10 protein-coding genes are annotated in these 12,991 nt (G+C 46.5%); 4 read left to right on the top strand and 6 right to left on the bottom strand.

What is annotated here, in order from left to right; genetic code table 11:
* Window positions 1-38: 38 nt before the first annotated feature.
* The 5 genes from NL643_RS16085 to NL643_RS16105 form a co-directional block, all read right to left on the bottom strand.
* The gene (locus NL643_RS16085; protein WP_253644803.1) at window positions 39-1,403 is read right to left on the bottom strand and encodes a TrkH family potassium uptake protein; all 1,365 of its coding nucleotides are present in this window, start codon (window positions 1,401-1,403) and stop codon (window positions 39-41) included.
* Between the two features lies 1 nt (window position 1,404).
* Window positions 1,405-2,058, bottom strand: a complete 654-nt coding sequence (locus NL643_RS16090; protein WP_005375180.1) for a TrkA family potassium uptake protein — start codon at window positions 2,056-2,058, stop codon at window positions 1,405-1,407.
* Window positions 2,059-2,209: 151 nt separating this feature from the next.
* Entirely contained in the window at window positions 2,210-2,908 is a 699-nt protein-coding gene (locus NL643_RS16095; protein ID WP_253644804.1) for a response regulator transcription factor, read from the bottom strand.
* The gene (locus NL643_RS16100; RefSeq protein WP_167394244.1) at window positions 2,905-3,939 is read right to left on the bottom strand and encodes an ATP-binding protein; all 1,035 of its coding nucleotides are present in this window, start codon (window positions 3,937-3,939) and stop codon (window positions 2,905-2,907) included. Before NL643_RS16100 ends, NL643_RS16095 begins: the two co-directional genes overlap by 4 nt.
* A 236-nt stretch (window positions 3,940-4,175) precedes the next feature.
* Window positions 4,176-6,029, bottom strand: coding sequence for an ABC transporter ATP-binding protein (locus NL643_RS16105; protein ID WP_253644805.1), 1,854 nt, complete (start codon window positions 6,027-6,029; stop codon window positions 4,176-4,178).
* 145 nt (window positions 6,030-6,174) lie between these two features.
* On the opposite strand from NL643_RS16105, the gene NL643_RS16110 reads away from it, so the two are divergent.
* From NL643_RS16110 to fhuB, 4 genes are read left to right on the top strand one after another with little or no spacing between them, the layout of a single operon-like run.
* Entirely contained in the window at window positions 6,175-8,280 is a 2,106-nt protein-coding gene (locus NL643_RS16110) for a TonB-dependent siderophore receptor (RefSeq protein ID WP_253644806.1), read from the top strand.
* A 52-nt stretch (window positions 8,281-8,332) separates the two neighbouring features.
* Window positions 8,333-9,118 (top strand): ABC transporter ATP-binding protein, encoded by a 786-nt coding sequence (locus tag NL643_RS16115; RefSeq protein WP_253644807.1) that lies wholly within the window; start codon window positions 8,333-8,335, stop codon window positions 9,116-9,118.
* On the top strand, window positions 9,109-10,038 hold the full coding sequence (locus NL643_RS16120; protein WP_203343508.1) for an iron-siderophore ABC transporter substrate-binding protein: 930 nt from the start codon (window positions 9,109-9,111) through the stop codon (window positions 10,036-10,038). The genes NL643_RS16115 and NL643_RS16120 overlap by 10 nt, the downstream gene beginning before the upstream one ends.
* On the top strand, window positions 10,035-12,002 hold the full coding sequence (gene fhuB / locus NL643_RS16125; RefSeq protein WP_253644808.1) for a Fe(3+)-hydroxamate ABC transporter permease FhuB: 1,968 nt from the start codon (window positions 10,035-10,037) through the stop codon (window positions 12,000-12,002). The genes NL643_RS16120 and fhuB overlap by 4 nt, the downstream gene beginning before the upstream one ends.
* A 99-nt stretch (window positions 12,003-12,101) precedes the next feature.
* Here the strand turns inward: fhuB and NL643_RS16130 are convergent, their stop codons facing one another.
* Entirely contained in the window at window positions 12,102-12,950 is an 849-nt protein-coding gene (locus NL643_RS16130; protein WP_005392418.1) for a mechanosensitive ion channel family protein, read from the bottom strand.
* Window positions 12,951-12,991: the final 41 nt, after the last annotated feature.

Consider the following 12,991-nt stretch of genomic DNA (forward strand, 5'->3'; position numbering starts at 1 on the left):
GTACCCAGCCTTTGGGTCATTTGTCCGAGTTAGCCCATTTACCCTATTGCCAGTTTAGTGCTCGCGTAACGCGCTTTTTTCTTTCTTGGACTGGCTAAGAAGTACGCTAAAGTAAGAGGCCCTAATCGTCCCATAAACATCATGAAGATGATCACTAACTCACCCGGTTCGGACAAACTGCCCGTTAAGCCTCGCGATAACCCAACCGTACCCAGTGCCGAGACCGCTTCAAACATAATGTCTAACATAGACGCTTTCTCTGTCAGTAACAGCATGAAGATGGCAAACCAAGTCACGCCCACCGAGATCAGAGTCAGCGCCAATGCCTTGCTGATGGTCTCTTTGGGAATCTCGCGTTGAAACGCATAGGTTGCTTCATCGCGACGCAAATAGCTGTAAGTTGCCAAGACTAACACCATAAATGTCACAACTTTGATGCCACTTGCCGTGCTCAATGATCCACCGCCGATAAACATCAACACCAGAATGATCGCCGTTGTGGCATCTTCCAACTGATCGATAGCTAAAGTATTGAACCCCGCCGTTCTTGGCGTCACCGCTTGAAACCACGATGCCCACCATTTCCCTGCTTCGCTCAAAGGGGCAAGCGTGTTGGGGTTATCATATTCAATCAGGTAAATGGCGATAAGTGCCACCACGTTAATGATCACCGTGCCTAAGATCATCATTCGACTGTAAACGGTGAGTCGGTGCCAACGGCGATTGCGTTTTAAGTCAATCCAAACCGAGAAGCCTAAACCACCAATAATGAACAAACTGGTAATGGTGAAGTTAACGACCGGGTCGTCCACGTAAGGCATTAAGCTATCGGCACTCAACGCAAAACCTGCATTGTTAAACGCACTGATGGTGTAGAAGAAACCATGGAACAAACTGGTTTTCCAGCCCAGCTCTTCACTCCAATAAACGCTCAAAATAGTAAAACCAATAAGTTCAACGAGCAGAGCGAACATCAATACAGATTTAGCGGTGGCAATGAGTGTCGATGAGTCAGTTTGGTTAAATGCCTCTCTCGCGACGGCTCGCTCCAAAAAGCCAATTTTTCCGCCCAGAGCCAGCAAGGTCACGATGGCAAACGTCATCAAACCTAGGCCACCACATTGAATCAGGAAGGCAATAACCACTTGCCCAAAAGGCGTAAACGCCGTGCCCGTGTCTACCACAACTAATCCCGTCACCGTAATGGCCGATGTTGCTGTAAACAGGCTTTGAATCCAAGTGATGGGCTCTGTGGTGGCAATCGGCAGTTTGAGTAAGACTGTGCCGAGAATGATCAAGCAGGCAAAGCTGAGGCTAAGTATCAGCGGCGGTGCGCCCAACAATTTTTTGCCCGCTTTGGGTTTTCGCTCGATCGGGATAATAGAGGGATGCCACAAAACCATGTTACACCAACCTTGGAGCGACGTATTTCAGCTCAGCGCGACTACCGCAAAGCAACAGCGTGTCGAACTCATTAAGCACAAACTCATCATTGATATTGGTGTAGACGGCTTCTTCGCGCTTCACCAAGATAGGCTGAATGTTGTAACTGCCTCGGCTGATCAACTTAGAAAGCGGCGTATCGTGCAGATTGGATTTAACGTGGATTTCCACCACATACAAACCATGCCCCATTTCTAAGTAGTTGTTCACCATCGGATAGTTGAGTGCCTGCGCGACTCTTACGCCCATCTCCTCTTCCGGATGAATAATGCGTTGTACACCAAGCTTAGACACGATGGTATGGTGCGCTTTGGTGCTCGCTTTGACCCAAATGGATTTCACACCCAGATTTTTCAGCGCCAGCGTACACAACAAACTGGCTTGCATGTCTTCGCCAATCGCCACCAACACCACATCACTGTTCGCCAACGCTAACTCCCTTAGTGCACCTTCGTCTGTTGCGTCACATATGACCGCTTGCGTTAACTCTTCGACGTATTTTTCGACGATTTTCGGGTCGCTATCCACCCCCGTTACGGTGTGTCCAAGATGAATAAGTTCTAAGCTGGCGGCAACGCCAAATCGCCCTAAACCAATTACTGTAAAGTGAGCCATATCAATACCTAACTGTGTTCTATGTATAGAAAATGCTAATGCGTTAAGGGCTAGACTGATTTTCCGTCACGGAAAATAGGCAACACGAATCCTGTTCGAGTGCCGACAACCAGCACTAAACCTTGGCATTAACGTTGATTAAATTTGGAATTTAGTGGTGCTTGGACGTCTCAAGCACTAAACGATAACCCAGCCTCGGCTCGGTTTTTAATAGTCGCTGTTCGTCAGCACTATCGTTCAGTTTTTTGCGTAGTTGACTCACTAACACGCGTAAGTAGTGAGTATCTTCGACATGACTTTTTCCCCAAATCACCGCTAGCAAATGAGTTTGCTCAATGAGTTTTCCCGGCTTGAGAATCAACTGTTCAATGAAAGAAAACTCTTTCTTGGTGAGTGGAATTTCCCTCTGATCCAACCAAAATTGGTGAGTACTTTTGATGATTTTGACTCGGCCAGCCACCAGCTCATCAGCGATGGATTGCTCATCCACCAAATCTCGAACCAGCACTTTGATGCGCGCGATGAGCTCTTTTACGCCAAAAGGCTTGCTCAAGTAATCATTCGCGCCCGCTTCTAAAAGGCGAATTTTTTCCTCTTCTTGATCGCGAGCTGTCAGCACTAGCACTGGCGTTTTATACGTCTGACGAAGCGTAGTGAGAAACTCCGTTCCATCGCCGTCGGGCAAGCCTAAATCTAGCAGAATGACATGCGGCGAATACGCTTCGAAACACGCTTTGGCTTCTGCAATGGTACTCGCGCCAATGTAATCAAACCCTTCAGCAGACAGCGAAATACGAATAAAGGTATGAATGCGAGGCTCATCGTCCACGACTAAAACTTTGTAACTCACGCCTGCTCTGCTCCTTGATTGAGTGGAATTCGAATGCGGATCAACGTCCCTTCTGATACTGGCATAGATTGAATCTCTCCTTGGTGCGCAGTGATGATGCCTTTGGCAACCGCGAGTCCCATTCCGGTGCCTGAATCGGCCGATTTGTTGTTCGCGCCGGAATAGAAAAGGCTGAATATTTTTTCCGCATCTTCAGCTTTGATGCCAATCCCCATGTCCCGAACATCAATCACGCACGACGAACCCTGCTTAGAAAGAGAAACCTCAACAGGTTCATTCTCTGGTGAAAATCGCATGGCATTATCCAACACATTAAAAATCGCTTGTTCGATGAGCGAACGACTTACTGATAAATAACCAACGGCATCATCTATATTCATGGATACTTTCTCGGTGTAGTTTGGCAAACGAGAAACCGCATCCCGCACAATATCCGCAATAGGCTCATCTTTTTGGGTTATTTTTAATGTGCCGTGCTGGAGCTTAGTCGCCTGTAACAAGTTCTCTATATATTGATGCAATCGGTGGCTTTCTGAAGTCGCACTGTCGAGCAATTCTTTGCGCTCTAAGTCATTGAGTTTGGTCATGTACTCGTTGAGTGTGGTCAATGTTCCAATAATGGTTGCTAGCGGCGTGCGTAGGTCATGGGACACCGATAGCAGGATGCTGTTTTGCAGCTTGGTTTGTTTTAACTCGCCCTGCTGGCGACGATAAAGATCCGCAAAGGTGCTAGTGATAAATGCCACCACCATAAACACGACTAGATTAAAAATGTCTTCCGGACGAAACATCTGCAAAGAGTAACGAGGCGTCGTGAAAAAGAAGTTGAAGCTCAACGCTTCGATCACCGCCGCCGCATAAGCGAATCGCGAGTTGCATTGAAACGCCACCACTACGACTGCTAACTGCAAAATCAGCAGGACCGCAGCTGTAGAGCCAAACAATTGGTCCAACAGCCATGAGGCCACAACCGCGCCAACAATCACGATGGCAGAAAAGAGAAATGTGTTATCTCGCCAATGAGCAAACATAAAGTACATCAACCAAAATTCGATGCAGAAACTTTAGCAAAAGCCTATTCGGAGTTCGCGTAAAAAAAGCGTAAAAAATGCAAGAACGACAGTGAGTTATAGACATAACCATCATTAAGTTGGCCTAACTTAATGAATAATCACAAGTAAACGTCACCCATTGACGCCTACTCACTCGGTATAAACGGCAGACACAAAAAAGAGGAGCATTTGCTCCTCTTTCGTGTCGCGTCATATTAGATGACTTGCAATTGAGCATCACCTTGCTCAGACAAAAAGCCGCCGGTTTGATGCTTCCACAACTGAGCGTAAACACCACCCAATTGCAGCAGCTCGTGGTGTGAGCCTTGCTCAATGATTTTGCCGTCATCCATCACAATCAAACGATCCATCGCGGCAATCGTTGATAAACGGTGAGCAATTGCAATCACTGTTTTTCCTTCCATCAGAACTTCAAGGTTTTCTTGAATTGCCGACTCCACTTCTGAATCAAGTGCAGACGTCGCTTCGTCCATGATCAAAATTGGTGCGTTTTTCAGCAGCACGCGAGCAATCGCCACACGTTGACGTTGACCACCAGACAGCTTCACGCCGCGCTCCCCAACTTCAACGTCATAGCCAACGTTACCTTGCTCGTCTCTTAGAGATTGAATGAAATCATGAGCGTGTGCTTTTTCAGCAGCTGCGATAACGGCATCCATTGAAGCATCTGGATCACCGTAAAGAATGTTTTCCTTAATTGAGCGATGCAGCAAAGAGGTATCTTGCGTGATCATGCCGATATGTTGGCGCAGCGACTCTTGTTCAACTTGAGAAATGTCCTGTCCATCAATACAAATTTTCCCCATATTTACGTCGTAAAAACGCAGCAACAGGTTAACCAACGTGGATTTGCCTGCCCCAGAGCGACCGACAATGCCGACTTTTTCGCCCGGTTTGATGGTCAGGTTCAAGTTCTCAAATACCGCCTTTTCATCACTGTAGTTAAAACCTACGTGATCAAAGCAGATCTCACCTTGAGAGATTTGCAGAGGCTTGGCATTTGGTATGTCTTTCACTTCAACGTCGTTTGAAATCGTATTAATACCGTCTACTACCGTACCGATGTTTTCAAACAGTGCGCTAACTTCCCACATGATCCACTTCGACATTCCTTGTACGCGCAACGCAATACTAATGGCAATCGCAATAGCACCAATTGTTACAGCGTGATCTAGCCATAGATAAACCGAAATGGCACTGATAGACATCAGCAGTAAATAGTTGATGGCATCGACACTAAACAGCAAACAAGTCACCATGCGCATTTGGCGGTAAACCGTCACCAAAAATTGCTTCATGCTGCTTTCTGCGTATTCCAACTCGCGCTGTGAATGAGCGAATAGTTTTACGGTAGAAATGTTGGTGTAAGAATCGACAATGCGCCCAGTCATTACAGAGCGAGCATCCGCTTGCTCTGTCGCTACTTGTTTCATTTTAGGGATAAAGTAGAACTGGATAACCGCGTACATTCCTATCCAAATCACAATAGGCAACATCAGCAGACCATCGGCCTCGCCCATCATCCAAAGCATCGAAAGAAAATAAACGCTGATATAAACCAGTACATCCACCAGCTTCATGACCGTTTCTCGTACCGCTAACGCACTTTGCATCACTTTGGTCGCAACTCGGCCTGCAAAGTCACGCTGGAAAAATCCAACCGCTTGTTTTAGCAAGTAACGGTGAATCAACCAACGGATAGACATCGGGTAGTTACCCAATAACGTTTGGTGCATCACCATTGAGTGGACAAAACCGAGAACTGGCATCACAACCGCCACTAAGAACAGCATCATTAGCATGCGATCACCCTGGTCTTGCCAGAATGTTGCGCGATCTTGATTAGAGAGAATATCGACGAGCTCGCCCATATAACGCAACAGCGTCACCTCAGTAATGGCAATAAGCGCACTGAACACAGCCATGACAAATAAAGGGGCTTCAAAGCCACGAGTGTAAAAGCGACAGAAGCCAAAAAGTGTCTTCGGTGGCTTTTCGGTTTCCATCTGGGGAAAGGGTTGGGTCAGTTTTTCAAACCAATTGAACATAACAACGACTTTAAGTACCGCGAATGAATTTGCGAACGTTTTACTATCTTTTGATACAAAAGTCAGTAAAATACCGAAACAAAAGTTCAAATGATAATAATTACAATTAAGCTTGGCGTTAATCATAATTGTCGGGAATATATTTATGACAAAGAATAACTTACTGACCATCGCGATCCGTAACGCGTTGGTCTGTGCTTTGGCACCAACAGCAGCAGTGGTTGCATTCACAGCACAAGCTCAAGAAGACGTTGTACAAGATGACATTATTGCAATGGAGACTATTACGGTCACCGCGCAAGCACTTAAAGTAGAAACCCCTGCGGCAGAAACACCGCGCAGCGTATCTATCATTTCTGAAGATGAACTTCGTGTTCGTGCACCGCAAAAATTGGACGAAGCATTACGCTACACATCTGGCGTAACCGCTCAGCCTTATGGCGCCGACAACGACACCGATTGGTTCAAAGTTCGCGGTTTTGATGCTGCTACTTACCTAAACGGCAACCGCCTATTCCGCGATGGTTACTACACATGGTTGGTCGAACCTTACGGCCTAGAAAGTGTGGAAGTGGTTAAAGGCCCATCAGCTATTCTGTTTGGTGAATCGGCACCAGGCGGTATCGTGAATGCGGTGCAGAAAAAACCAACGTTTACGCCTCAAGGTGAAGTAAAAGTCGAAGTAGGCAACAACCAACACCAGTCTGTAGGTTTTGACATTGCTGATGAAGCAAACGACGCTGGCACAATCCGCTACCGTTTGGTTGGCCTGATGACAAGCCAAGATGGCGAACTGGACGGCACTAACAACGAGCGTTTTTATCTAGCGCCAAGCGTCGAGTTCGACATTTCTGACCGCACAATGCTGACCGTTTTGGCCACTTACCTTCGTGATGACGGTGTGCCAACCAACCCATTTTTCCCAGCGGCAGGCACTCTGATTGGTTCTAACTTTGGCAAAATCGATCCTTCGACTAACCTTGGTCAGCCAAACTACGATAAATACGAACGCACGCAGTTCTCTCTAGGTTATTTGCTAGAGCACGACATCAATGACACGTGGTCATTCTCTCAAAACCTCAACTACGGCTCCAATGAGTTGTACTTGCGCAGCTCTTACGCATTCTCAAACAACGATCCTGCGAAAGAAGAATTAGCGCAAGGCATCGTATTCCGTGACGGCAAAAACCAGAGCATCACATTCGACAATAACGCTGTCGGCAACTGGATGACTGACAACGCAGAGCACACGGTGCTTGTCGGTATGGATCTGCAATTCCACAAAACCGATGGCGACGAGCAGGACAACTACGCGTTTGGCACCATCAACCCGTGGAACCCAGTTTACGGTAACTTCACCCCTCTTGATCCTGCCAACAACGTGAAACGTGAGATTGAGAAATCTCAAGCAAGTGTCTACTCACAATACCAATTGAAACTGCATGAACAGTGGATTGGTAACATCGGTGCTCGTTACGACTGGGTGAAAACAGAAAACTCTGGCAAAGGCGCAGGCGTTGATCAAAACGAGTCTCGTGATGATGGTCAGTTGTCTCTCAGCGCGGGTGTTATGTTCCTTGCAAACAATGGTCTGTCACCTTACGCAAACTACTCTCAGTCGTTTGAAGTGATCAGTACAATTGATACAGCAACCAATGAACTATACAAACCGCTAGAAGGCGAACAAGTAGAAGTAGGTGTGAAGTATGAGCCAGGCTTTATGGATGGCTTTATCAACCTTGCATGGTTCGACATTACGCAAAAGAACGCGTTGGTGACTAACCCTTCAACATGGATCGCGACACAAACGGGGGAAGTGACTTCTCAAGGTATTGAGCTTGAAAGCACGGCGCAGCTAACCGACGATCTAAAACTGATGGCAAGCTACACCTACACTAAAGCGAAAACAGATGAGAGTTTTGGCCAAGGTAAAAAACAAGCCGCACTTATTCCTGAACACCAAGCTTCAGCATGGGTAGACTACAGCGCCTACAGCCTGATTCCAGGCCTCAATATCGGTACTGGTGTGCGCTACGTAGGTGAGTCAAAAGATAACCCTAAGAGCTCGAACCTAACTGTTCCTTCAGTCACTCTTTGGGATGCGTCAGTCACTTACGACATCACTTCACAGTGGCAAGCACAGCTAAACGTTAACAACATTCTGGATAAAGAGTTTGTTTCAGGTTGCGATTACTGGTGTTACTACGGCCAGTCTCGCTCTGTCATGCTAAACGCAAACTACCGCTGGTAATTGAACTTTCTACTCCCCTCTCTTGAGGGGAGTTTTCTCCTAAGAGTCATCCATGTTTCAACTGTCTAATATTGAGATCGTTCGAGGTGGACGTCAGATCCTCGTCATCGACCAACTTAACATCCCAACGAATGAACTAACTGTCGTTTTGGGCCATAACGGTTCAGGCAAATCGACACTGGTGAACCTGCTTTCTGGTCAAATGTCACCAGATAAAGGCACGGTAGCATTAAACGACACTTCCCTTTCATCACTCAAAACCAAAGAGCTGGCAAAGCAGATCGCCTATTTGCCACAAAAGCTGCCCTCCTCGGCTGGTTTAACGGTAGAAGAGCTAGTGCGCTTGGGCCGCTTTCCGTGGCGTGGCGCACTTGGTCGTTGGAAACCTGAAGACAAACAGATCATCACGCAGGCTATGGAACGAACAGGAGTTACACCTTTTGCTCAAGCATTAGCGGACGATTTATCGGGCGGTGAGCGCCAACGAGCTTGGGTGTCTATGCTGTTGGCTCAACAATCGCCGATTTTGATCCTAGACGAACCGACCTCCGCGCTCGATGTTCACCATCAATTTCAACTGATGGCGCTACTGTCAGAGCTGAATAGAACCGAGAACGTAGGCATTATCGTGATCCTGCACGATTTGAACTTAGCACTGCGCTATGCAACCCACATTGTTGCGCTCAAGAAAGGTCAAATTGCGTTCGAAGGCAACGCCGACATGTTGCTAGATGAGGATCGCCTTTCTGAGTTGTATGAGTCACCGATTAAGCTCATTGATCATCCAACTCCAGCCAACACATTGGCGAGCCAAAAGGTGGCTGTTGTATGCGCATAATAGCTCGTTTACTTACTGTGGTTACACAATCTGCTTTTCTGTTGGCATTTTTTATGACTAATGCAAATGCAGTCATCACCGTTACCGATGAATATGGTGAGCATAGTTTTGAGCAAGCGCCACAACGCGTTGTTGCCTTAAACTGGGACATCTTAGAACAAGTTTTGGCGCTAAACGTAGAACCAATCGCAGCCCCAAATTTACCAGGCTACCGCCAATGGGTCGTCAATCCAACTGCACCAGAGTCAATTGAAGATATTGGAACCCGAGCAGAGCCCAACTTAGAAAAAATCGCCAGCTTGAAGCCAGATGTCATCCTTGCTGCGTCTCCACAGCAAGACTTGATTCCGTTACTCAAACAAATTGCTCCGGTTATATATTTACCTAATTTTTCTGAAAATGAGGCTGCGGCCGAGACTGCTATTCGTCACTTTCGTACGCTCGGCAAGCTATTCAATAAAGAGGCACTTGCTGAACAGAAACTGGCAGAATTAGATGCTTCATTTGCGCAGATGCGCCAGCGAATTCGCCACTATTACTCTGAGCCACTCAGTGTTCTGGTGATGCGTTTTTCAACGCCGAATACGGTGTTTCTTGCAACCGAAAATTCCACCACAGACTACGTGGCCAGAAAGCTGGGATTACACGCTCCAATTAAAGAGGCTCCACGCGCGTGGGGCGTAAAGCAAGATCGGATTAATCGACTTCAAAACCTTCAAAACAGCTACGTTCTCTACGTACAACCTTTCCCAGAAGAACGCAAACTGAAAGATTCGCCACTTTGGCAAGCGATGCCGTTTGTAAAGAAGCAGCGGGTAAATTCAGTCAGAGCAGTGTGGGCGTATGGCGGTGCTATGTCTTTGCAATACACCGCTGAAGCGATTACCGACAGTCTAATAGAGTTGGCACCAAAGCAATGAGAACGAAACATTATATTGGTTATCTGGCGCTGATTACGTTGCTTAGCGTCTTTAGTCTACAAATTGACACTAATTTATCACTCTTCGAACAATGGCAATTATTAACAAAACCAGAGGTAGCGAGCGAATTTCGTGACGTATTTTTTACGCAAGCTCAGCTTCCTAGGTTAAGTATGACCCTGCTTGTTGGTGCCATGCTTGGTCTCACCGGCAGCTTAATGCAGCAATTAACGCAGAATAACCTCACCTCGCCGTTAACTCTTGGCACCTCTTCTGGTGCTTGGCTTGCATTAGTCGTGGTAAACATTTGGTTCGTCGATTGGGTAGCCGATTACTCTGCATTAGCCGCAATGGCGGGGGCTTTAGTGGCGTTTGGCCTGATCGTATCAATTGCTGGTGTGCGTAATATGACAGGTTTGCCGCTGGTCGTTTCGGGGATGGTGATTAATATCCTGCTCGGTTCTATCGCCACAGCCATCATTATTTTAAATGCTCAGTTTGCGCAAAATATTTTTATGTGGGGAGCAGGCGACCTCTCACAATACAGCTGGGATTGGTTTGAATGGTTGCTGCCACGCGCTGCTATTGCAATCGTCATTTTGATCGTCGCACCACGTATTCTGACTCTAATGAAACTAGGGCAAGAAGGCGCAGCAGCCCGAGGCTTAGCGGTATTACCTGCTTTTGGCACGTTAATGGTGATGGGTATTTGGCTGGTATCAGCCTCAATCACCGCCGTTGGGATCATCAGTTTCATCGGATTATTGACCCCCAATATTGCCAGAGCAATGGGGGCAAGAACACCGCGCGACGAATTGATCAGCAGCATGCTTTTGGGCGCAATGCTGTTAATCATCACAGACTCTGCCGCCATCTCATTAAGCTTATGGTTAGAGGAAACCATTCCTAGCGGCGTAGCGGCTGCAGCTATTGGCGCTCCCGCTTTAATTTGGTTTACTCGTAAAAAGCTGACGGCAACCGATCAACTTAACCTTTCAATGAGCCAAGGAAAAACGGCGCTTTCTAAACGCGCGGTATGCAGCATTGCGCTATTCAGTCTGGTTGGGATTCTAGCTTACTCATTCGTTACCCATGGTATAAACGGGATCCAATGGTCCGTGCCAGGGGAGTTCCAATGGCAATTACGCTGGCCGCGAATGCTAACCGCACTTTCTGTCGGTATTGCGCTATCCGTTGCCGGAATCATTTTGCAACGCATTGTTTACAACCCTCTGGCCAGCCCAGATATTCTCGGTGTGTCTTCCGGAGCCACGTTTGCCATTATTACGACAGGAGTCATCGCTGGGTCACTTCTCTCCGCATTTAACTGGGGTATCGCTTTTTTCGGAAGTATGTCCGTATTGATGTTATTGCTGATTATCGGTAAACGAAGCCATTTTAATCCATCTAACTTCGTGTTGTCCGGCATAGCACTAACGGCACTATTAGAAGCCCTTGTTCAATTTTCGCTAGCTCAAGGTTCTGGTGACAGTTACAAAATTTTATTGTGGCTAACTGGTTCAATTTATCGAGTCACAGCCGACACCGCACTGATGCTATGTTTGGCAATAATGGTTCTGCTTACCGCTGTATTCGCGATTTCTCGCTGGCTAACATTAATTTCCATCGGACGACAATTCTCAAATGCACGAGGACTTAACCCCACCGTAGCCAATACGCTAATGCTCACCATCGTTGCTTTATTATGCGCCTTTTCTACCGCTACAGTTGGTCCGATATCTTTTGTTGGCTTGGTCGCTCCCCATATGGCGATGATGTTAGGAGCAAGAAAAGTGAAAGAGCAACTAAGTGTCGGAGCCTTAATTGGTGCAACCCTAATGTTGTGGGCAGATTGGCTGGGACAAATCGCTATTTATCCAAGTCAGGTCGCAGCTGGCACATTGGTCGCTATTTTAGGCAGTACTTACTTTCTGTTTTTAATGCTGAAAAGTAAATTCAGCTAAGTATTCAGGGAATATAGTTAGAGCTGGAAATACCGTTAGAAAAACAAACCCCGCTATGTTTGATAGCGGGGTTTGTTTTAACTGGCGTACGACACTTCTCTATTTTTCACTCACCACAGGAAAGCGCTGCTCATAAAGTTCCATAAAGTCTTTACGAATCAAATGCTCCAAGTGGTTAGCTTTATCGGTCGGGCAGAAAATCATAACATGCAAAATCTGCTCACCATTGATATTACTAGAAATATGCATATGTGGCTCTGCACCGGGAAGATCGACCCCCGCGTGTTTTTCAATCATCGCATTGTAGCGATGCGCAACATCACTGAAGTAGCTACAATGCTCTTCAATCTTGTCGGTCAAGATTGGTAACAGAGGATACAAATTAACGAAGTCTTTCACCACGATAGAAAAATTGTGGTAGACGTAGCGCTTCATAAAATTGAGGTTCTTTACTGGGTAAGTAAAAAACATACTATTGGGTAAGGTCGCGGTTTTTCCGGTGTAGTGATATTGCCCATGGTGCAGGTCGATCTCTTGAATCACCGTCGCCATCATATTGTGCTCGATCACTTCGCCGCACAGTTTACCGACCTCAATCCAGTCACCGACACGAAAAGAACGTGAGCTTGCTCTTTGAATCGAGCCTGTAAAACACAAAATTATCTCTTTGGATGCCACAACAATGGCAACCGCTATCGCCGTGACACTTAGAGCAAACTCGTTTATTTCTGATTGCCATAAAATAAATAAAATCAGTAATGTAACGGCAAAGGTGCCGTTCTTAGTTCTGGACATCCAGCTGCGCTGATCTTCAGAAAGAAAGGCATGGTCACCACGAATCATCGATAAAATGGTACGACGAATTAACCACATAATCACAAAGATCAGTGCGGTAAAAATCAGTTTATGAGTGAGAAGAAAATCGACGACTAACTGCACTTTCTCCATTCCACGGCTCCCTTAGAATTAAAATACGGCCTAGTAACGGG

The organism is Vibrio sp. Y42_MX_L11 (assembly GCF_024181785.1).
Taxonomy (GTDB): Bacteria; Pseudomonadota; Gammaproteobacteria; order Enterobacterales; family Vibrionaceae; genus Vibrio; species Vibrio diabolicus.